The sequence below is a fragment of the Kineococcus gypseus genome (assembly GCF_050871305.1).
In the GTDB taxonomy this organism is placed as follows: Bacteria; Actinomycetota; Actinomycetes; order Actinomycetales; family Kineococcaceae; genus Kineococcus; species Kineococcus gypseus.
The window spans coordinates 15,134-35,945 of record NZ_JBJLRD010000036.1 but is presented as its reverse complement, the minus strand read 5'-3'; the positions used below and the strand labels follow the sequence as shown (position 1 = coordinate 35,945).

General features: G+C 77.9%; 19 protein-coding genes. All 19 read left to right on the top strand.

Annotation, left to right across the window (positions count from 1 at the left end; all coding sequences use genetic code 11):
• Positions 1–46: 46 nt before the first annotated feature.
• Positions 47–478 carry a division/cell wall cluster transcriptional repressor MraZ gene (gene mraZ / locus ACRYMN_RS14115; protein WP_432496243.1) on the top strand — a complete coding sequence of 144 codons (432 nt, stop codon included), beginning with the start codon at positions 47–49 and terminating at the stop codon, positions 476–478.
• A 182-nt stretch (positions 479–660) separates the two neighbouring features.
• Entirely contained in the window at positions 661–1,761 is a 1,101-nt protein-coding gene (gene rsmH / locus ACRYMN_RS14110; protein WP_432496241.1) for a 16S rRNA (cytosine(1402)-N(4))-methyltransferase RsmH, read from the top strand.
• Positions 1,761–2,303, top strand: coding sequence for a cell division protein FtsL (ftsL, locus tag ACRYMN_RS14105; protein WP_432496239.1), 543 nt, complete (start codon positions 1,761–1,763; stop codon positions 2,301–2,303). Before rsmH ends, ftsL begins: the two co-directional genes overlap by 1 nt.
• Before the next feature lie 69 nt (positions 2,304–2,372).
• Positions 2,373–4,211: a peptidoglycan D,D-transpeptidase FtsI family protein gene (locus ACRYMN_RS14100; protein WP_432496236.1), complete on the top strand. Its 1,839-nt coding sequence runs from the start codon at positions 2,373–2,375 to the stop codon at positions 4,209–4,211.
• 79 nt (positions 4,212–4,290) lie between these two features.
• Positions 4,291–5,925 carry a UDP-N-acetylmuramoyl-L-alanyl-D-glutamate--2,6-diaminopimelate ligase gene (locus tag ACRYMN_RS14095; RefSeq protein WP_432496259.1) on the top strand — a complete coding sequence of 545 codons (1,635 nt, stop codon included), beginning with the start codon at positions 4,291–4,293 and terminating at the stop codon, positions 5,923–5,925.
• Positions 5,922–7,361 carry a UDP-N-acetylmuramoyl-tripeptide--D-alanyl-D-alanine ligase gene (locus ACRYMN_RS14090; protein ID WP_432496233.1) on the top strand — a complete coding sequence of 480 codons (1,440 nt, stop codon included), beginning with the start codon at positions 5,922–5,924 and terminating at the stop codon, positions 7,359–7,361. The genes ACRYMN_RS14095 and ACRYMN_RS14090 overlap by 4 nt, the downstream gene beginning before the upstream one ends.
• Positions 7,358–8,446: a phospho-N-acetylmuramoyl-pentapeptide-transferase gene (mraY, locus tag ACRYMN_RS14085; protein ID WP_432496231.1), complete on the top strand. Its 1,089-nt coding sequence runs from the start codon at positions 7,358–7,360 to the stop codon at positions 8,444–8,446. Before ACRYMN_RS14090 ends, mraY begins: the two co-directional genes overlap by 4 nt.
• Entirely contained in the window at positions 8,443–10,071 is a 1,629-nt protein-coding gene (murD, locus tag ACRYMN_RS14080; RefSeq protein WP_432496229.1) for a UDP-N-acetylmuramoyl-L-alanine--D-glutamate ligase, read from the top strand. The genes mraY and murD overlap by 4 nt, the downstream gene beginning before the upstream one ends.
• Before the next feature lies 1 nt (position 10,072).
• Positions 10,073–11,395 (top strand): putative lipid II flippase FtsW, encoded by a 1,323-nt coding sequence (ftsW, locus tag ACRYMN_RS14075; protein ID WP_432496227.1) that lies wholly within the window; start codon positions 10,073–10,075, stop codon positions 11,393–11,395.
• Complete coding sequence (gene murG, locus ACRYMN_RS14070; RefSeq protein ID WP_432496225.1) at positions 11,392–12,504, top strand: undecaprenyldiphospho-muramoylpentapeptide beta-N-acetylglucosaminyltransferase; 1,113 nt, start codon at positions 11,392–11,394, stop codon at positions 12,502–12,504. The genes ftsW and murG overlap by 4 nt, the downstream gene beginning before the upstream one ends.
• On the top strand, positions 12,501–13,961 hold the full coding sequence (gene murC, locus ACRYMN_RS14065) for a UDP-N-acetylmuramate--L-alanine ligase (RefSeq protein ID WP_432496223.1): 1,461 nt from the start codon (positions 12,501–12,503) through the stop codon (positions 13,959–13,961). The genes murG and murC overlap by 4 nt, the downstream gene beginning before the upstream one ends.
• Positions 13,958–14,896, top strand: coding sequence for a cell division protein FtsQ/DivIB (locus tag ACRYMN_RS14060; RefSeq protein WP_432496221.1), 939 nt, complete (start codon positions 13,958–13,960; stop codon positions 14,894–14,896). Before murC ends, ACRYMN_RS14060 begins: the two co-directional genes overlap by 4 nt.
• Before the next feature lie 257 nt (positions 14,897–15,153).
• Complete coding sequence (gene ftsZ, locus ACRYMN_RS14055) at positions 15,154–16,566, top strand: cell division protein FtsZ (protein ID WP_432496218.1); 1,413 nt, start codon at positions 15,154–15,156, stop codon at positions 16,564–16,566.
• A gap of 67 nt (positions 16,567–16,633) precedes the next feature.
• Positions 16,634–17,359: a peptidoglycan editing factor PgeF gene (gene pgeF, locus ACRYMN_RS14050; RefSeq protein ID WP_432496215.1), complete on the top strand. Its 726-nt coding sequence runs from the start codon at positions 16,634–16,636 to the stop codon at positions 17,357–17,359.
• Positions 17,356–18,090 carry a YggS family pyridoxal phosphate-dependent enzyme gene (locus ACRYMN_RS14045; protein ID WP_432496213.1) on the top strand — a complete coding sequence of 245 codons (735 nt, stop codon included), beginning with the start codon at positions 17,356–17,358 and terminating at the stop codon, positions 18,088–18,090. Before pgeF ends, ACRYMN_RS14045 begins: the two co-directional genes overlap by 4 nt.
• A 68-nt stretch (positions 18,091–18,158) precedes the next feature.
• On the top strand, positions 18,159–18,716 hold the full coding sequence (locus ACRYMN_RS14040; RefSeq protein ID WP_432496210.1) for a cell division protein SepF: 558 nt from the start codon (positions 18,159–18,161) through the stop codon (positions 18,714–18,716).
• Positions 18,717–18,880: 164 nt separating this feature from the next.
• Positions 18,881–19,183, top strand: a complete 303-nt coding sequence (locus tag ACRYMN_RS14035; RefSeq protein ID WP_432496207.1) for a YggT family protein — start codon at positions 18,881–18,883, stop codon at positions 19,181–19,183.
• A gap of 109 nt (positions 19,184–19,292) precedes the next feature.
• The gene (locus ACRYMN_RS14030; RefSeq protein ID WP_432496205.1) at positions 19,293–20,075 is read left to right on the top strand and encodes a DivIVA domain-containing protein; all 783 of its coding nucleotides are present in this window, start codon (positions 19,293–19,295) and stop codon (positions 20,073–20,075) included.
• 195 nt (positions 20,076–20,270) lie between these two features.
• Entirely contained in the window at positions 20,271–20,762 is a 492-nt protein-coding gene (locus tag ACRYMN_RS14025; RefSeq protein ID WP_432496202.1) for a TraR/DksA family transcriptional regulator, read from the top strand.
• The last annotated feature ends 50 nt before the right edge of the window (positions 20,763–20,812 follow it).

Here is a 20,812-nt window from a genome sequence, read left to right as displayed (position 1 = left end):
CGGCTCAGGAGGGGCCGCTCGGAACCGACCGTCGGGGGTTGCGGCTGTGTTCCTGGGCACCTACACCCCCCGCCTGGACGACAAGGGGCGGCTGATCCTCCCGGCCAAGTACCGGGACCAGCTCTCCGACGGACTGGTGATCACCAAGGGGCAGGAACGCTGCCTCTACCTCTTCCCCACGCAGGAGTTCGAGCGGATGCACGAGGAGCTGCGGCGGGCGCCGCTGACCCGCAAGGAGGCCCGCGACTACCTGCGGGTCTTCCTCTCGGGTGCCTCGGACGAGGTCCCCGACAAGCAGGGGCGCTTCACCATCCCCCCGGTGCTCCGCACCTACGCCGGGCTCGACCGCGACCTCGCCGTCACGGGCGTCGGGTCCCGCGTGGAGGTGTGGGACCTGCCCACGTGGGAGACCTACCTGGCCGGCGCCGAGCCCGCCTTCTCGGACCAGCGCGAGGAGGTCCTGCCCGGGGTCGTGTGACCCCCGGCTCCCGGCGCCCGCCGGGAGCGACCGTCGACCGCGGCCCCCAGCCGCTCCCGACCGGACCTGACGCCTCTTCCCCGGCGCCAGGCACGGACCCGCGAGCGGATGGGGACCACGGCCGACGGGCACGGACGGCGACGTCGGCCCGCCGGCCGGCGGGGAGCAGAGGTGGGGGAGCGGTGACCGAGGACGCGCAGGCCGCCGCGGTCGCGGCCCGGCACGCCCCGGTGATGCTCCGGCGCTGCACCGAACTGCTCTCCCCGGCCCTGCAGCACCCCGGCGCGGTCTCCGTCGACGCGACGCTGGGGATGGGCGGGCACGCCGCGGAACTGCTGCGCCTGCACCCGCACCTGCGCCTGGTCGGCATCGACCGCGACCCGCAGGCCCTGGAACTCGCCGGTCGCCGGCTGGCGGGTTTCGGCGAGCGCGTCACGCTGGTGCACGCGGTGCACGACGAACTGCCTGCCGTCCTCGACGACCTCGGCGTCGAGCGCGTGGACGCGGTGTTCTTCGACCTGGGCGTCTCCTCCCTGCAGCTCGACGAGGTCGAGCGGGGTTTCTCCTACGCGCGCGACGCCCCGCTGGACATGCGCATGGACGCAGGTGCGCCCACCACCGCCGCCGACGTGCTGAACACCTACCCGCACGGGGAACTCGCGCGCGTCCTGCGCGAGTACGGCGAGGAGCGCTTCGCCGACCGCATCGCCGCGGCCGTGGTGCGCGAGCGCGCCGCGGAACCCTTCGCGAGTTCCGCGCGGCTCGTGGACCTGGTGCGCGCCAACGTCCCCGCCGCCACCCGGCGCACCGGCGGGAACCCCGCCAAGCGCACGTTCCAGGCCCTGCGCATCGAGGTGAACGACGAGCTGCGCGTGGTCGAGCGCGCCCTGCCCGCCGCGTTCGAGCGCCTGGCCGACGACGGCCGCCTGGCCGTGCTGACGTTCCACTCCCTCGAGGACCGCATCGCCAAGAACGCGCTGCGCGGGCTCACCGCGAGTTCCGCACCGCCGGACCTGCCGTTCCTGCCGCCGGGTTCCGGCCCGCGCGCGGAACCCCTCACCCGCGGCGGCGAGGCGCCCGGCGAGGAGGAGGTCTCGGTCAATCCCCGCGCGGCGTCGGCGCGCCTCCGCGCGGTGCGCAGGCTGCCCCGGGAGGATCCCCGCAGGCCCTCCTCCGCGCTCGGGGGACGACCGGCCCGCCGGCCCCGCCCGCAGGACGGGCGCACCGCGACCGCGGGCGGCACGAGCAGCACGAGGACCACGGACGACGGAAGGACCCGGTGATGAGCCAGCCACTGATCGCGGCCCGCAAGGCCGCGGTCCGCGCTCGCGAGGCGCGCCCGGACACCGGGGCCGTGCCCGAGCTGCGCGTGGTGGTGCCGCCGGCCGTGCGCGGGCTGCGCCTGCCGCTGCCCGTGGCGTGCGTGCTCCTGCTCAGCCTGGGCCTGTTCGGCCTGCTGATGACGAACATCGCCATCGCCGGCGACGCCTACCGCATCACCGACCTGCAGGTGACCTCCCAGGGCCTGGCCGACCGCCAGCAGGCCGCCGAGGAGGAGCTCGCCGCCCGCTCGGCGCCGCAGGCGCTCGCCGCCCGCGCCGCCGAGCTGGGCATGGTGCCCGCCCCCGCGCCCGTGCACCTGACGGCCGACGGCTCGGTGGGCACTCCGACCCCCGCCACCGCGCCCGAGGAGCCCGAGGAGCCCGCGGGCACCACCGGCGCCGGGAGCACCGGGAGCGCGGCGGGCACCGCCGCGCCCGCGCCCCCGGCGGGCGCCGGGGACGCCGCGGGCGGGCAGCCCGCCGAGGACGCCGCGGCGGGCTGACCCGGCCGCGCCGCCCGAACGCCGCCGCACGCACGACCCGCCGCCGCGGGGAACCCGGAAGGCCCCACCTTGCCCCGACCCACCGCCGCCCGCCGCAGCCGCGACCTCGACGACCGCCCCGACCGCCGGCTGCGCGCGTTCGTCCTGACGGTGCTCGTGGTGCTCAGCCTGCTGGCCGGGCGCCTGGTGCAGCTGCAGGGCGCCGACGCGGCCGAGCTCGCGCAGGCGGCGCTGGACCAGCGCACCCACACCAGCACCCTGTACGCCCAGCGCGGCGACGTCCTCGACGCCGACGGCGTGGTGCTGGCCACCTCGGTGGAGCGCCGCGACGTGGTGGCCGACCCCGCGATCGTGGCGACCTTCAACACCCGCCAGGACGGCAGCGCCCGCGACGCCGCGCTGCCGCGGGGCCCGGAGGGGGCCGCGCGGGTGCTGGCCCCGGTGCTGGGCGCGGACGAGGCGGCCCTGGCCACCACCCTGCGCGGGTCGGGGCCGGAGGACCGCTACGCCCTGGTGGCCGTGGGCATCACCCCCGAGCTGTGGCAGCGGGTCTTCGACGCGGGCGTGGCCGGCATCACCTCCGAGCGCAGCACCCAGCGCGTGTACCCCAGCGGCAGCGCCGCCTCCACGCTCGTCGGCGTGCTGGGCACCTCCGAGACCGAGGACGGCAAGACGCGCGACCGCCCGCTGTCGGGGCTGGAGCTGGCCGACGACGACCTGCTGGCGGGCACCGACGGGTCCGTGCGCTACGAGCGCAGCCTGGGCGGGCAGGAGATCCCGCTGGGCGAGCGGGAGACCACCGAACCCGTCGACGGCACCTCGCTGCACCTGACGATCGACTCGGACCTGCAGTGGAAGGCGGCCACCGCCGTGGCCGAGCAGGTGCGCGCCACCGGGGCGCGCTCGGGCACGGTGGTGGTGATGGACCGCCGGCAGCGGCTGCTGGCGCTGGCCAGCGCGCCGAGCATCGACCCGGCGGACCTGACGTCGCTGAAGAACGAGGAGCTGAACAACACCGCGCTGACCGAGGCGTTCGAGCCCGGCTCGACCGCGAAGGTCATCACGATGGCCGCCGCGCTGGAGGAGGGCACCTCCACGCCCACCAGCGAGTTCACGGTGCCCGACGAGCTCAAGCGCTCCACGAAGGTCTTCCACGACTCGCACCCGCACCCGGTGCAGAAGCTCACCCTGGCCGGCGTGCTGGCCGAGTCCAGCAACACCGGCACCATCATGGCCGGGGAGGAGCTGGACTCGCGGACCCTGTACGAGTACCACCGGCGGTTCGGGTTCGGGCAGCGCACCGACCTGCACTTCCCCGGGGAGACGCCCGGCATCCTCGCCGACCCCGAGGACCACTCCGGCACCCAGCGCTTCACCGTCATGTTCGGCCAGGGCCTGTCGGTCAACGCGGTGCAGGCCGCCTCGGTGTTCGCCACCGTCGCCAACGACGGCGTGCGCGTGGAGCCGCAGCTGGTCTCGGGCACCTCGGACCCGGACGGCAACTACCGCGCCGAACCCGAGCCGGCCAGCTCGCGCGTCATCGGCTCCGGCACGGCGAAGACGTTGCGGGACATGATGCAGGCGGTCGTCGGCGAGAGCGGCACCGGCAAGGCCGCCGACATCCCCGGCTACCTCGTGGCCGGCAAGACCGGCACCGCGCAGCGCTACGACTCCGACTGCGGCTGCTACTCCGGCTACACCGCCTCGTTCATCGGCATGGCGCCGGCCGACGACCCGCAGCTCGTCGTGGCGGTCATCCTGCAGGACCCGAAGAACAACTACTACGGCGGTTCCGCCGCCGGCCCGGTCTTCAAGGACGTCATGACGTACGCGCTGCAGCAGCGCCGCACCCCCCCCTCCACCGCCGCGCCGGCGGCCCTGCCGCTGACCTGGGGCGAGGAGGGGTGAGGCGCTCCGCGCCGCACCGACACGCCCGGGGCGCCGTGACGGGGGCACCCCCGCGGACGGGTAACCTCACGGCGTGCCGATGACCGACGGGCCGGGCGGCAGCGCTCCTCGGCCCCTGACCCTCGCGGACGTCGCGGCCTCCCTCGGCACCGACCTCGAACCCCCCGCCGCCGGTGCGCGCGCCGTGGGCGGGGTGAGCCTGGACTCGCGGCGCGTGGTCCCCGGCGACCTCTACGCGGCGCTGCCCGGCGCGAACGTGCACGGCGCGCGGTTCGCCGCGCAGGCGGTCGCCGCGGGCGCCGCGGCGGTGCTGACCGACCCCGCGGGCGCCGCCGCCGCGCGGGCCGCCGGCGCGCCGCTGCTCGTGGTGGACGACCCGCGCGCGGTGCTCGGCGACCTGGCCGCGCGCGTGCACGGGCACCCCGGCGAGCGCCTGGTCACCGTCGGCGTGACGGGCACCAACGGCAAGACGACCACCGCGTACCTGCTCGAGGCGGTCATGCGGGCCGCCGGGTGGAGCACCGGCCTGCTGGGCACCGTCGAGACGCGCATCGCCGGCGAGCGGCTGAGCAGCGAGCGCACCACGCCCGAGGCGCCCGACCTGCACGCCCTGCTGGCGCGCATGGTCGCCGCGGGCGTGCGCGGCTGCGCGCTGGAGGTCTCCAGCCACGCGCTGGCGCTGCACCGCGTGGACGGCCTCGTGCTCGACGTGGCCGTCTTCACCAACCTCAGCCAGGACCACCTGGACTTCCACGGCTCCATGGAGGAGTACTTCGCCGCCAAGGCGCGCCTGTTCACCCCCGCGCACGCCCGGCACGGCGTCATCGCGGTCGACGACGCGTGGGGCCGGCGGCTGGCCGCCTCGGCGGGCGTGCCCGTGACGACGGTGCGCACCGGCGACGCGGGCGTGACCGGCGGGGCGAGCGGGGCGGGCGGGGCCGACTGGGCGGTGCGCGACGTGCGCCCCGGCCGCGACGGCAGCACCTTCCGTCTCGTGGGCGCCGACGGCGCCGAGCTGGCGCTGCGCTGCCCGCTGCCGGGCCCCTTCAACGTCGCCAACGCCGCCCTGGCCGCGGTGGCCGCCCTGCGCGCCGGGCTGGGCGCCGAGCACGCGGTGCGCGGGCTGGCCGCCTCGGCGGGCGTGCCCGGGCGCCTGGAGCGGGTCTCCACCGGCGCGCCGGGCGAGCCGCTGGTCGTCGTGGACTACGCGCACACCCCCGACGCGGTCGAGCGGGTGCTGGCCGCGCTGCGGCCGCTGACCACCGGGCGCCTGGCGGTGGTGCTCGGCGCCGGCGGCGACCGCGACCGCGCCAAGCGCCCCCTCATGGGTGCCGCCGCCGCCCGCGGCGCCGACCTGCTCGTGGTCACCGACGACAACCCCCGCTCGGAGGTGCCGGCCGAGGTGCGCGCCGCGGTGCTGGCCGGCGCGGCCGGTGCGGGCGCGGAGGTGCTCGAGGTCGCCGACCGGCGCGCGGCGGTGGCCACCGCCCTCGAGCGCTGCGGCGGTCCCGGCGACACGGTGCTGCTGGCGGGCAAGGGCCACGAGACGGGCCAGGAGGCGGCCGGGGTGGTCGTGCCCTTCGACGACCGCGTGGTCGCGGCCGAGGAGCTGCGGCGCCTGGCCGCGGCGCGCGGGCCGGCCCCGACCGGCGCGAGCACGGGCGCGAGGACGGGCACGACGTCGGGCACGAGTGCAGCTGGAGGTGGGTCGTGATCGCGCTGACCGCGGCGGAGGTGGCGGAGCTGGCCGGGGGCCGGCTGGTCGCCGGGGCCGCGAGCACCCGCGTCGAGGGGCCGGTGGTCGTCGACTCCCGGCTCGCCGCGCCCGGGGCGCTGTTCGTGGCGCTGCCCGGTGCGCGCGTCGACGGCGCCGAGCACGCGGCGGCCGCCGTCGCGGCCGGGGCCGCGCTCGTGCTGGCCCAGCGCCCCGTGGACGTGCCCGCCGGCACCGCGGTGGTCCTCGTCGAGGACGGCGTCGCCGCCCTGGGCCGGCTGGCCGCCGGCGCCCTGGCGCGGCTGCGCGCCGGTGGCGGCGGGCCGCGCGTGGTGGGGGTGACCGGCTCGGCGGGCAAGACGACCACCAAGGACCTGCTGGCGGCGGTGCTGGCCCCGCTGGGTCCCGTCGTCGCCCCCGTGGGCAGCTTCAACAACGAGGTCGGTGCGCCGCTGACGGTGCTGCGCGCCGACGCCGGCACCGCCGCGCTCGTGGTGGAGATGGGCGCGCGCGGGCGCGGGCACATCGCGGCGCTGTGCCGCGTGGCCCGCCCGGCCACCGGTGTCGTCCTCAACGTCGGCGCCGCGCACGTGGGGGAGTTCGGCTCCCTGGAGGCCACCGCCGCCGCCAAGGGCGAGCTGGTGGAGGCGCTGCCCGCCGACGGCCTGGCCGTGCTCAACGCCGACGACGCCCGCGTCGCGGCGATGGCGGCGCGCACCGCGGCGCGGGTGGTCACCTTCGGCCTCTCGCGGGGCGCGGACGTGCGCGCGCTGGACGTGCGCACCGACGAGCTCGCCCGACCGGTCTTCACCCTGGCCGCCGGCGGGCGCACCGCCGCGGTGCACCTGCGCCTGCACGGCGAGCACCAGGTCGGCAACGCCCTGGCCGCCGCGACCGTCGCGCTGGGGCTGGGCGTGGACCTCGACGACGTCGCCGCGGCGCTGTCGGCGGCCGGGGCCGCCAGCGGCGGGCGCATGCAGGTCGTCGAGCGCCCCGACGGCGTCACCGTCGTGCACGACGCCTACAACGCCAACCCCGACTCGGTGCGCGCGGCCCTGAAGGCCCTGGTGGGGATGGCCGGCGGCCGGCGCACCTGGGCGGTGCTGGGGGAGATGCTCGAGCTGGGCGCCTCCTCGCGCGACGAGCACGACGCGGTGGGCCGCTACGCGGTGCGCCTGGACGTCTCCAAGCTCCTCGTCGTCGGCGCGGGCGCGCGCCCGGCGTACACCGGCGCGGTGATGGAGGGCTCCTGGGGCGAGGAGGCCGTCTTCGCCGCGGACGTCGACGCGGCCGGGGCCCTGCTCGAGGAGCAGCTGCGCCCCGGCGACGTCGTCCTGGTCAAGGCCTCCCACGGCGCGGGCCTGGGCGCGCTGGCCGAGCGGCTGCTCGCGGGCGGCCGCGCGCCGGCCGCGGGCGCGGCGGGGGCCGGCGCGTGAGGGCGGTCCTGGTCGCGGGGGCCGTGTCCCTCGTCGTGGCGCTGTTCGGCACCCCGCTGTACATCCGCTGGCTGGTGCGCCGCGGCTACGGGCAGTTCGTGCGCGACGACGGCCCCACCAGCCACCACACCAAGCGCGGCACCCCCACGATGGGCGGGGCCGTCATCATCCTCGGCGCGCTGCTCGCCTACGGCGCCGCGCACCTGTTCACCGGCACGCCCGTGACGGCCTCGGGCCTGCTGGTGCTGCTGCTCATGGCGGGCCTGGGGGTGGTCGGGTTCCTCGACGACTTCCTGAAGATCTCCCGCAAGCAGAGCCTGGGGCTGCGCGCGCGCTCCAAGCTCGTCGGGCAGGGCCTGGTCGGCGTCGCCTTCGCGGTGCTGGCGCTGCAGTTCCCCGACGAGGACGGCCTGCGGCCGGCGTCGACGAACGTCTCGTTCCTGCGCGACGTCGACCTGCTGGACCTGGCGTTCGGCGGCGCCGCCGTGGGCACCGTGCTCTTCGTGCTGTGGGCGCTGTTCATCACCTCGGCCATCAGCAACGGCGTGAACCTCACCGACGGCCTGGACGGGCTGGCCACCGGCGCCACCACCATGGTGCTGGCCGCGTACGTGCTCATCTGCACGTTCCAGTCCAACCAGAACTGCTACGCGCTGCCGGAGTTCGAGCCGCGCTGCTACGAGGTGCGCGACCCGCGCGACCTCGCCGTGGTGGCCGCCGCGGTGATGGGCGCCTGCTTCGGGTTCCTGTGGTGGAACGCCTCCCCGGCGAAGATCTTCATGGGCGACACCGGCTCGCTGGCCCTGGGCGGCGCGCTGGCCGGGCTGGCGATCCTCTCGCGCACCCAGCTGCTGCTGGTGCTGCTGGGCGGGCTGTTCGTCATCATCACCCTCTCGGTGGTCATCCAGGTCGGCTCCTTCAAGATGACCGGCCGGCGGGTGTTCCGCATGGCGCCGCTGCAGCACCACTTCGAGCTCGCCGGGTGGGGCGAGGTCACCATCGTCATCAGGTTCTGGATCGTCGCGGGGCTGTTCGTCTCGCTGGGTCTGGGCGTCTTCTACGCGCAGTGGGTGGTCGGGGCGTGAGCGACGCGTCGAACGTGCTGGACGGCTGGCTGGGCAACCCCGCCCCACGCGCGGCCGACACCGACCGGGTGCGCGCGCTGCGCCACGCCGGCTCGCCGTGGGCGGAGCTGCGCACCCTGGTCGCCGGGGTGGGCACCTCCGGGTTCGCCGCCGCCGACGCGCTGCTCGAGGCCGGCGCGGAGGTGAGCGTCGTGGACGCCTCCGCCGACGGCGCCCGGCGCGAGAAGGGCGAGCTGCTGCGGGTGCTGGGCGCGCAGGTGCTGCTGGGGCCCGAGCACGTGCAGGCCCCGCCGCGCCCGTGGGCCGCCTTCGACCTCGTCGTCACCTCCCCGGGCTGGCGCCCGGACGCGCCGCTGCTGACCAGCGCCGCGCTGGCGGGCGTGCCGGTGTGGGGCGAGGTCGAGCTGGGCTGGCGGATGCGCCCGGACCCGGCCGGCGGCGCGCCGGTGGCGCCCTGGCTGACGCTGACGGGCACCAACGGCAAGACGACCACCGTGGAGCTGACCGCCTCCATCCTGCGCGCGGCGGGCCTGCGCGCCACCTCCGCCGGCAACGTGGGCACCCCGCTGGTGGAGGCGCTGCGCCACCCGCACGCCTTCGAGGTCCTGGCCGTGGAGCTGTCCAGCTTCCAGCTGCACTGGCTGTCCACCGACACCACCGCCTCGCTGCGCCCGCTGGCCAGCGCGGTGCTGAACCTGGCGCCGGACCACCTGGACTGGCACGGGTCGATGGACGCCTACGCGCGCGCCAAGGGCCGCGTGTACGAGAACACCGAGCGGGCGTGCGTGTACAACCTCGCCGACCCGCGCACCGAGGAGCTGGTGCGCGAGGCCGACGTCGTCGAGGGCGCGCGGGCGATCGGCTTCGGGCTGCAGGTCCCGCGCGTCGGCACGCTCGGCGTCGTCGAGGACGTCCTGGCCGACCGCGCGTTCGTCGAGCAGCGGCGCACCAGCGCCGCGGAGCTGTGCTCCTTCGCGGACCTCGTGCCGGAGGGCTCGGGCGCGCCCGTGGCCCCGCACGCCGTGGAGAACGTCCTGGCCGCCGCCGCGCTGGCGCGCGCGCACGGCGTCCCGCAGGTCGCCGTGCGCGACGGCGTGCGCGCCTTCACCCCGGCCCCGCACCGGGTGCAGACCGTGGCCGAGGCCGGCGGGGTGCGCTGGGTCGACGACTCCAAGGCGACCAACGCGCACGCCGCCGAGGCCTCGCTGCGCGCCTTCGAGCACGTGGTGTGGATCGCCGGCGGCCTGGCCAAGGGCGCGCGCTTCGACGACCTCGTCGAGCGCGCCGCGGGGCGGCTGCGCGCCGCTGTGCTCATCGGCGCCGACCGGGCCGCGCTGCGCGAGGCGCTGGCCCGACACGCCCCCGATGTGCCGGTCGTCGAGGTGGACCTCGCCCAGACTGGGGCCGTGCCCGACCCGTCGAGCGACGCCCCCGCGCAGGGGCGCGAGGCCTCCGCCGCCGCCCTCATGGACGCCGTGGTCGAGCGCGCCGCCGCCCTGGCCCGCCCCGGCGACACGGTGCTGCTGGCGCCGGCGTGCGCCTCCATGGACCAGTTCACCGACTACGCCCACCGCGGCGACGCCTTCGCCGCCGCGGTGCGCCGCCTGACCGGCCGGGAGGGCTGAGGTGGCGCTGGGCACCGCCGAGCGCCCCGGCACCGGCGGCCGGTCCGACCGGACCGGCCGGACCACCGGCACCTGGCGCCGCCCCGCGTGGCTGGAGGCCGCGGGGGAGTGGGCGCGCGAGCGCCTGCGGCTGCTGGACTCCCCCCTGGCCACGCACCACGTGCTGCTGGCCACGACCGCGCTGCTGGTCGTCATCGGCCTAGTGATGGTGCTCTCCAGCTCCAGCGTGGAGTCGCTGCGCGAGAACGGCTCGCAGTTCTCCTACTTCAAGAAGCAGGCCACGTTCGCGGTGCTGGGCGCCGTGGCGCTCGTCGTGGCCAGCCGGCTGCCCGCCACCGCGTGGCGGCGGCTGGCGCTGCCCGCGCTGCTGGCCGCCGCGCTGCTGCAGCTGCTCGTCTTCGTCCCCGGCGTGGGCCGGGAGGTCGGCGGCAACCGCAACTGGATCGAGCTGGGCCCGCTGTCCGGGCAGCCCTCCGAGGCGGCCAAGGTCGCCCTGGTCCTGGCCGCCGCGCTGGCCCTGACCCGCCGGCGCGAGCGCCTGCACGAGCCCGCGCAGCTCTTCGGCGCCCTGCTGCCCTCGGTGAGCGCCACGATCGGCCTGGTGCTGCTCTCGCGCGACCTGGGCACCGCGATGGTGATGATGCTGATCGTCGTGGCGATGCTGTGGACCTCCGGCGTGCCGGTGCGCTTCTTCGCGCTGGTGGGCGCCGCCGGCGCGCTCGTGGCCACCCTGCTGGTCGTGACCAGCGAGAACCGCATGCGCCGCGTGCACGACTGGCTGTTCGGCTCGGCCACCTCGGGCGTGGAGATCCAGGGCGCCAGCTGGCAGCCGGTGCAGGGCAGGTACGCCCTGGCCTCCGGTGGCTGGTGGGGCCTGGGGCTGGGGGCCAGCCGGGAGAAGTGGCAGTGGCTGCCCGAGGCCCACAACGACTTCATCTTCGCCATCATCGGCGAGGAGCTGGGGCTGCCGGGCACCCTCGTCGTGCTGCTCCTCTTCGCCGTCCTGGCGCTGGCCGCGCTGCGCCTGGTGCGCCGCTCGCAGGACCTCTTCACGAAGGTCGCCGTCACCGGGTTCGCGGCGTGGGTGCTGGGCCAGGCCTGCCTGAACGTCGCGGTCGTGCTCGGGCTGCTGCCCGTCATCGGCGTCCCGCTGCCGCTCATCTCCTACGGCGGCACCGCCCTGGTGGTGACGATGCTCGCGGTGGGCGTCCTGCTGTCCTTCGCGCGCGCCGAGCCCGGCGCCGCCGAGGCGCTGCGCGCGCGCGGCTCCGTCGTCGAGCGCTCCCTGGCCGTGCTGCCCGGGCGCGCGAGGAGGTCGCGGTGAGGGTCCTGCTCGCCGGCGGGGGCACCGCCGGGCACGTCGCGCCGCTGCTGGCGACCGCCGACCGGCTGCGCCTGCGCGACCCGGCCACGCAGGTGCTGGTGCTGGGCACCGCCGAGGGCCTGGAGTCGCGCCTGGTGCCCGAGCGCGGCTACCGCCTGGCGCCGGTGCCGCGCGTGCCGCTGCCGCGCCGGCCCTCGCCGGACCTGCTGCGCCTGCCCGGCCGGCTGCGCGCCGCGGTGGCCGCCGCCCAGCGCGCGCTGGCGGAGGTGCGCGCCGAGGTCGTCGTCGGCTTCGGCGGCTACGTCGCCGTGCCCGCCTACCTCGCGGCGCGCCGCGCGGGCGTGCCCGTCGTCGTGCACGAGCAGAACGCGCTGCCCGGCATCGCCAACCGCCTGGGCGCGCGCTGGGCGCGGCACGTGGCCGTCACCTTCCCGGGCACGCCGCTGCCGCGCGCGGTGCACACCGGCATGCCGCTGCGCAGCGAGGTCACCGACCTCGCCCGCGCCGGCGACCGCGAGGGGCTGCGCCGCGCGGCCCGCGCCCGCCTGGGCCTGGACCCGCACGCGCCCACCCTGCTGGTCACCGGCGGCTCGCTGGGCGCGCAGCGCCTGAACGAGGTGCTCGGCGCCGCCGCCGCCGACCTGCTGGCCGCCGGGGCGCAGGTGCTGCACGCCAGCGGCCGCGGAAAGCAGGTGGTGCTGGCGCCCGGCGCCGACCCCGCCCGCTACCTGGTGCGCCCGTACCTGGACGACATGGGCACCGCCTACGCCGCCGCCGACCTCGTGGTGTGCCGCAGCGGCGCCGGCACGGTCAGCGAGCTGACCGCCCTGGGCCTGCCGGGGGTCTACGTGCCGCTGCCGATCGGCAACGGCGAGCAGCGGCGCAACGCCGAGGGCGTCGTCGCCGCCGGCGGCGGGCTGCTCGTGCCCGACGCCGAGCTCGACGCGGCGTTCGTGCGCGAGCGGGTGGTGCCCCTGCTGAGCGACCCCGCCGCCCTGGCGGCCGCGGCCACCGCCGCGGCGGCCTCCGGCGTCCTCGACGGCGACGAGCGGCTGGCCGCCCTGGTGGCCGAGGCCGCCGGCGAGCGCCCCGCGGGAGCCGCCGCGTGAGCGCCCCCACCGAGCCCGCGGGCGAGCCCGTGCCCGTCGAGCGCCTCGGGCGCGTGCACCTGCTCGGGATCGGCGGCGTCGGCGTCTCCGGCGTGGCCCGGCTGCTGCTGGCGCGCGGCGTGGCCGTCTCGGGCAGCGACGCCGTCGACTCCGAGGTGCTGCACCGCCTGGCCGCGCTCGGCGCGCGCGTGGCCGTCGGCCACGACGAGGCCCACCTGGGCGACCTGGGCCCGGGGGACACCGTGGTCGTCAGCTCCGCGGTGCGCCCGGCCAACCCCGAGCTCGTCGCCGCCCGCGCGCGGGGCCTGCGCGTGCTGCACCGCTCCGAGGCGCTGGCCGCGCTCATGGTCGGCCGGCGCGGCGTGGCGGTGGCCGGCACCCACGGCAAGACGACGACCTCCTCCATGCTCGCCGCGGCCCTGCTCGAGGCCGGGCTGGACCCGGGGTACGCGATCGGCGGGGAGCTGACCGGCGGCAGCGACGGCGGCGCGCGCGACGGCTCCGGCCCCTTCGTGGCCGAGGCCGACGAGTCCGACGGCTCCTTCCGCGCCTATGCGCCCGAGGTCGACGTGGTCACCAACGTCGAGCCGGACCACCTGGACCACTACGGCACCGCCGAGGCGCTCGCCCGCGCGTTCGAGGAGTTCGTGCAGCGCCTGCGCCCGGGCGGCGTGCTCGTGGCCTGCGCCGACGACGCCGGCTCGGTGCGCCTGGCGGAGTTCGCCCGGCAGGCGGGCGTGCGCGTGCGCACCTACGGCACCCACCCGGACGCGGACGTGCGCCTGTCCGACGTGGACGTCAGCGGCGCGAGCCCCAGCGCCCTGGTGCACGTGGACGTCGACGCGGACGCCGGCCCCGACGCGGCCGCCCTGCCCCTGCGCCTGGCGGTGCCGGGGCTGCACAACCTGCGCAACGCCGCCGGCGCCCTCGCCGCCGCGCTGGAGCTGGGCGCCCCGGCGGGAGCGGTGCTGCGCGCGCTGGAGCGCTTCGGCGGCGCCCGGCGCCGCTTCGAGCACCGCGGCGAGGCGGCCGGCGTGCGGGTGGTCGACGACTACGCGCACCACCCCACCGAGGTCGAGGCCCTGCTGCGCGCCGCCCGGCCGGTGGCCGCCGGCGGGCGCGTCGTGGCCGTCTTCCAGCCGCACCTGGTCAGCCGCACCCGGCAGTTCGCCGAGCAGTTCGGCCGCGCCCTGGCCCTGGCCGACGAGGTGGTCGTCCTCGACGTCTACGTCGCCCGCGAGGACCCCGACCCCGCGGTCACCGGCGCGCTCGTGGCCGACGCGGTGCCCCTGCCGGCCGGCGCGGTGGCGTTCGTGCCCGACCGCGCCGACGCCGCCCGCGCCGTCGTGCGGCGGCTGCGCCCCGGCGACCTGCTGCTCACGGTCGGCGCGGGCGACGTGACGGCCCTGGGCCCGCAGGTGCTGGCGCTGCTGGCCGAGCGCGAGGGGCGGGCGTGACCCGGCCCACCCGTCCGCGCCGCCCGCCCGCGCCGACGGTGCCCGCCGCGCCCGCCCGCCCGGCGCACCCGCGCCCGGTGGGCAGCGCCGAGCGGCGCCGCGCGGTGCGCGCGGCCGCCCCGGCGCCCGCGGCGCGCCGGAGCCGCGCCGGAGCCCGACCCGAGGTGCGCGCCGCCCGCGCCGGCGGTGCGCGCGTGGCGGACCTGACCGGGCGCCTGACCCGGCGCGGGGGGCTGCTGCGGCGCCCCGGCCGGCGCGCCGCGACGGCGGCGCTGGCCCTGGCGGTGGTGCTGGCCGCCGCCGGCTGGGTCGCGCTGGCCTCGCCGTGGCTGCGCGTGCAGCAGGTCCGCGTCGACGGCGCCGGGCGCACCGCGCCCGAGCGGGTGCTGGCGCTGGTGGACGACGCGCGCGGCGAGCCGCTGGCCGCGCTCGACACCGGCGACCTGGCCCGGCGCATGGAGGGCGAGCTGCCCCTGGTGGCCTCGGTGGAGGTGGTGCGCGCGTGGCCCTCGACCCTGCGGGTGCGCCTGCACGAGCGCCAGGCGGTGGCCGCGGTGCCCTCCACCACCGGCGGCGTGGACCTCGTCGACGCCGAGGCGCGCGTGCTGCAGCACGCCGACGCCGCCCCGGCGGGGGTGCCGCTGCTCAGCGTGGACGTCGAGCGGGCCCGTCCCGGCGCGCTGCGCGCGGCGCTGGCCGTCAACGGCTCGCTGCCGGTCTCGGTGCGCTCGCGGGTCGCGGCCATCACGGCCACCAGCCCCGACGCGGTGACCCTGCGCCTGGCGGATGGCCCGGTGGTCGTCTGGGGCGACGCCGGGCGCCCCGAGCGCAAGGCGCAGGTCCTGCTGCGGCTGCTGGAGGAGCCGGAGGTCGCCGGCGCCGAGGCCGTCGACGTCTCGGCGCCCGACGCCCCCGCGGTGCGGCCCGCCAGCTGACCGGCCGCAGCGCGGACCGGCCCCGGAGTGGACTGGCCTCCGCGGGGGTTCGGCCGGACGGGTGGTCCTGCCCCCTGGGCGGTGCGCCACGGCGACACGCCGGGGCGGCAGTTGCACGTCAGCCCCCTGTCTCCCTACGGTCACCCAGCAGCAGGAAATGACATAACGTTAACCCTCTACCTGAGGGTCAGCGTTTTCCCGGGGGCGGCACGACCGGACCCGGGCGGCATCGGCGAAAGAGGCGAGAGGCACTCGACGTGGCAGCTCCGCAGAACTACCTAGCGGTCATCAAGGTCGTCGGCGTCGGCGGCGGCGGGGTGAACGCGGTCAACCGGATGATCGAGGTCGGCCTCAAGGGCGTCGAGTTCATCGCCGTCAACACCGACGCGCAGGCGCTCCTCATGAGCGACGCCGACGTCAAGCTCGACGTCGGCCGCGAGCTCACCCGCGGCCTGGGCGCCGGCGCGGACCCCGAGGTGGGCCGCAAGGCCGCCGAGGACCACGCCGAGGAGATCGAGGAGGTGCTCAAGGGCGCCGACATGGTCTTCGTCACCGCCGGCGAGGGCGGCGGCACGGGCACCGGCGGGGCCCCCGTCGTGGCCCGCATCGCCCGCTCGCTCGGTGCGCTGACCATCGGCGTGGTCACCCGCCCGTTCACCTTCGAGGGCCGCCGGCGCGCCAACTCCGCCGAGTCCGGCATCGCCGAGCTGCGCGACGAGGTCGACACCCTCATCGTCATCCCCAACGACCGGCTGCTGTCCATCAGCGACAAGCAGGTCAGCATCCTGGACGCCTTCAAGTCGGCCGACCAGGTGCTGCTCTCCGGCGTGCAGGGCATCACCGACCTCATCACCACCCCGGGCCTGATCAACCTGGACTTCGCCGACGTGAAGTCCGTCATGCAGGGCGCCGGCAGCGCCCTCATGGGCATCGGTTCCGCCCGCGGCGACGACCGCGCCGTGCAGGCCGCGGAGAGCGCCATCTCCTCCCCGCTGCTGGAGGCGAGCATCGACGGCGCCCACGGCGTGCTGCTGTCCATCCAGGGCGGCTCGGACCTGGGCCTGTACGAGATCAACGAGGCGGCCCGGCTGGTGCAGGAGGCCGCGCACCCCGAGGCCAACATCATCTTCGGCGCGGTCATCGACGACGCCCTGGGCGACGAGGTGCGCGTGACCGTCATCGCCGCCGGCTTCGACAGCGGCAGCCCGGTGCGCTCGCGCGGCGAGCGCGCCCTGGGCCAGGTGCCCGGCCGCGCCCCGGCGGCCCCGCCCGCCCCGGCCCGCCCGGCCCGGCCCGAGCCGTGGCAGCAGCAGGCCCCCATCGCCCCCTCGCACCTGCCCAGCGCGCCCCAGGCGCCGGCGCAGCCCGCCGCGCCCGCCCAGCCGCAGTACGCCGCCCCGCAGTACGCCGCGCCCCAGTACGCGCAGCACGCCCCGCAGCAGCAGGCCCCGCAGCAGCCCGCCCCGCAGGCGCCGCAGCAGCCCGCCCAGCAGGCGCCGCAGTACGCGCCCCAGCAGCCGGTGCAGCACCAGCCGCAGATGGTGCCGGGCGAGGACCCCGTGCAGGTCCCGCGCATCATCGAGCTGCCCAGCGACACCGCCGGGGCGCGCCGCCCGGTGCGCCCGCGGCCCGAGGAGGACGACCTCGACGTGCCCGACTTCCTCAAGTGAGGCGCCGCCCCGCCGCGCGGCCCGGTCGCGCGGCGGGCCGCGGCGGGTCGGCGCGGGCCGCCCGCCGGTGAGCGCCGCGCACGTGCCGCTGCTGGACGCCGGCCTGCCGGCCGGCGTCCGCGGCGGCTTCACCACCCGCGCCGGCGCCGGCGGCGCCGGGGCGCACGCCGGGTTCAACCTCGGCGACCACGTGGGCGACGACCCCGAGCGGGTGGCCGCCCACCGCGACGCGCTGCGACGGGCCGTGGGCGCCGACGCCCTCGTCGTGCCGGTCCAGGTGCACGGCGCGGACGTCGTGGAGGTCGCCGACGAGCACGCCCCCGTCCCGCGCGCCGACGCCCTGATCACCCGCCGGCGCGGGCTGGCGCTGGCCGTGGTGGTCGCCGACTGCGTGCCCGTGCTGCTGGCCGACCCCGGTGCCGGGCTGGTGGGCGTCGCGCACGCCGGGCGCCCCGGGCTGGTCGCCGGGGTGGTGCCCGCCGCGGTCGCGGCGCTGCGCGCGGCCGGTGCCCGCGACCTGCGCGCCGCGCTGGGCCCGTGCGTGTGCGGCGGGTGCTACGAGGTGCCCGCCGCGATGGCCGAGGAGGTCGCCGCCGCCGTGCCCGCCGCCCGGGCCAGGACGCGCCGGGGCACCCCGGCCGTCGACGTGGCCGCCGGTGTCCTGTCCCAGCTCGCCGCCGCCGGCGTGCCCGCCACCGGGCCCGGGCCGTGCACGCTGGAGGACCCCTCGCTCTACTCCTACCGCCGCGACGGCGTCACCGGCCGCAGCGCCGGCGTGGTGGTGCTCGCGTGAGCGGTGCGCCGGACCCGGCGCGCGCCCGCGAGCTGGCCGGCCGGCTGGCGGCGGTGCGCGGGCGCGTGGCGGCCGCGGCCGCGGCCGCGGGGCGCGAGCCGGCGGAGCTGACCCTCGTGGTGGTCACCAAGTTCTTCCCCGCCGGGGACGTCGCCGCCCTGGCGGCCCTGGGCGTGCGCGACGTCGGCGAGAGCCGCGACCAGGAGGCCGCGGCCAAGGCGGCGGCGCTGGAGCCCGCCCACCCGGACCTGCGCTGGCACTTCGTGGGGCAGCTGCAGACGAACAAGTGCCGCGCGGTGGCCCGCTACGCCCGCGCGGTGCACTCCGTGGACCGCGTGCGCCTGGCCGCCGCGCTCTCGGCCGCCGCCGGCGCGGCCGGGCGCGAGCTGGACTGCTTCGTGCAGGTGGACCTGGCCGCCGCGCTCGGCGCCGCCGTGGACCCTGCGCGCGGTGGTGCCGCCGGCGCGGACGTGCTGCGCGTGGCCGACGCCGTGGCCGCCGCCCCCGGGCTGCGCCTGGCGGGGCTCATGGCCGTCGCCCCGCGCGGCGAGGAGCCGGCGCGCGCCTTCGCGCAGCTGGCGCGCACGGGCGAGCGGGTGCGCGCCGAGCACCCCGGGGCGGTGCTGCTCTCGGCCGGCATGAGCGGCGACCTGGAGGCGGCCGTGGCGGCCGGGGCGACACACCTGCGTGTCGGCAGCGCGGTCCTGGGCGCGCGTCCGGCGGCGCGGTAACGTCACCGACGCCCGGCGCCCCCGCCGCGGTGGGACCCCGCACGACCGCACCCCCCGAGGAGACTGCGATGGCCGGCGCACTGCGCAACGCGATGGTCTACCTCGGCCTGGCCGAGGACGACCGCTACGCCGAGGAGTCCGAGGCCGACGCGCCGCGCGAGCGCGCCGAGCACGTGCGCGGGGCGCACCCGGCCCCGCGGCCCGAGCCGCGGCACGAACCCCGCTCCGAGGCCCGCGCGCTCGATCCCACTCCGGTCGCGGAGCGCCGCGCGGAGACCACGGGTCAGGTGACCCCGATCAGGAGGCAGGTGGCGCACGTGGTGCCGCAGGTCAGCAGTGCTCCGGAGCTGCACCGGATCACGACGATCCACCCGCGCACGTACAACGAGGCCAAGACCATCGGGGAGAGCTTCCGCGAGGGCGTCCCGGTGATCATGAACCTCACCGACATGGACGACGCGGACGCCAAGCGCCTGGTCGACTTCTCCGCCGGCCTCGTCTTCGGCCTGCACGGCTCCATCGAGCGCGTGACGAACAAGGTGTTCCTGCTCTCCCCGCAGAACGTCGAGGTGGCCTCCCAGGAGGAGGAGCGCCCCGCGGAGCGCACCTTCTTCAACCAGTCCTGAGCACCACCGGCTGAGCACCGCTCCCGCGCGCCCGGCCCGCGCGCGGTGCCCGGCGGGGGTCGGCGGCGCCCCGCGGGGGCCGGGCGGGGGACCGGGGGCGGGCCGGACGGGTCCCTCCCGGCCCGTCGCGGCCCGGGCGCGCGCGCGTCGGGCAGGATGTGGGGGTGGCCCTCCTCTTCGAGTCCCTGCGCCTGGTCGTCCTCCTCTTCTTCCTCTGCCTGATCGCCCGGCTCGTGCTCGACTGGGTCCAGGTCTTCGCCCGCGAGTGGCGCCCGCGCGGTGCCGTGCTGGTCGCCGCGGAGGGCGTCTACACGGTGACCGACCCGCCCCTGAAGGTGCTGCGGCGCGTGCTGCCGCCGCTGCGCCTGGGGGCGGTGCAGCTCGACCTCGCCTTCCTCGTCCTGGCCCTGCTGTGCTCGATCCTGCTGGGCGTGCTGGGCACCCTGGCCCTCGAGGCGTCCCGCTAGGCGCACCCCTGACGCGCCCCGCGCGGTGATCCGCGGCGCGGGGGCGTTCCGCTACGGTGACGCCAGGTGGACCGTCCGGCCGGGGCGGCCCTCGACAGAGGTGAGCCCCATGCCGTTGAGCCCGGAAGACGTCGTCGAGAAGCGCTTCAACCCCACGCGCGTGCGCGAGGGGTACGCCCAGGACGAGGTGGACGACTTCCTGGACGAGGTGGTCACCGAGCTGCGCCGGCTGAACGCCGAGAACGACGAGCTGCGCTCGCAGCTGCAGCAGTGCCGGGCCCGCGTGGCCCAGCTGTCGGGCACCACCCCCGCGGCCGCCTCCGACGACGCCGTCGCTCCCGAGGCCGGCCGGCCGCTGGACGCCCAGGACGTGCCCGCCCGGGAGGTGCCCGCGCAGGACGTGCCCGGGCCGCGCGAGGGCGCCGGCGCGGTGGCGGCGAGCGCCCTGCGCGCCGAGGGCGGCGCGCCGGTGGAGGACGCCGAGCACGTGCGGGACGCCGAGCGCACCCCGCGCGCCGGGCAGCCCTCCTCGGGGGAGCAGCCGGCCGCGGCGGACGCGCCCGGCGCGGACCCCACGTCCCAGGCGGCCGGCGTCATCGCGCTGGCCCAGCGCCTGCACGACGAGTACGTGCGCGAGGGCCAGCAGCAGCGCGACGCCCTGCTGGAGGCGGCGCGCCAGCGCGCCGAGCAGACCGTCTCCGAGGCCGAGCAGCAGCGCGAGCGCACCCTGCAGGAGCTGCAGGAGCGCCGCCGCCTGCTGGAGGAGGCGATCGTCCAGCTGCGCGAGCGCGAGGGCACCTACCGCGAGCAGCTGGAGTCCTTCATGGCCGGGCAGCTCGAGGAACTGCGCCGCAGCGGCCGCGTCGTGCCCGACGACGCCGCCGCCCGCTGAGCGCACCCCGCCGCACCCGCACCGCCGAGCGCGCCGCCACCCCGCCGGGGGTGGCGGCGCGCTCGCGCTTGCGGGGTGCTCGAGGGGTATCGCGCGGTCCGTGAGTCACTTTCTGTTTCCACTTGCTCACGCAACGTTGTATCCCTAGTCTTCCGGCACGCGGCAGCAGGCCGCGGGCAGCGGAGGGGGACCACGGTGGGCACAGCGGTTTCGGGGACGGCGACCACGCGGCGCAGCCAGGCGGCGGGCACGGCCTCGCGCGCGCGCACGGGCGGCGCCGCGCGCGCGGCCGCGGTGCGCGAGCTGCCGGTGGCGGGCACCGAGGAGGCGTGGACCCCGGCGGAGCTGGACGGGGTGCGCGGCGAGCTCGAGGCCGAGGTGGACCGGCTGGAGCGCCAGCTGCACGACGCCACCAGCTCCTTCTCCGCCCTCGTCGCCTCCGGCGAGGGCGCCGGTGACGACCAGGTCGACCACGGCGCGGCCACCGCCGGGCGCGAGCACGAGATGACGATCGTCAACAACGCGCGCGACCTGCTGGAGCAGACCCAGCGCGCGCTGGTGCGGCTGACCTCCGGCGCCTTCGGCGTGTGCGAGTCGTGCGCCGGGCCCATCGGCAAGGCGCGCCTGCAGGCCTTCCCGCGCGTGACCCTCTGCGTCGGCTGCAAGGCGCGCGGCGAGCGCCGCTGACGCCGGGGCCGCCCCCGGGTGCGCGGCGGGCGTGGGAGACTCGTGCGGCC

Bases quoted from the DNA above. Each gene is read 5' to 3' on its own strand.
- ftsL (WP_432496239.1), top strand. From the start codon at position 1,761: ATGAGCCAGCCACTGATCGCGGCCCGCAAGGCCGCGGTCCGCGCTCGC.
- ACRYMN_RS14095 (WP_432496259.1), top strand. From the start codon at position 4,291: ATGACCGACGGGCCGGGCGGCAGCGCTCCTCGGCCCCTGACCCTCGCG.
- ACRYMN_RS14040 (WP_432496210.1), top strand. From the start codon at position 18,159: ATGGCCGGCGCACTGCGCAACGCGATGGTCTACCTCGGCCTGGCCGAG.
- ACRYMN_RS14030 (WP_432496205.1), top strand. From the start codon at position 19,293: ATGCCGTTGAGCCCGGAAGACGTCGTCGAGAAGCGCTTCAACCCCACG.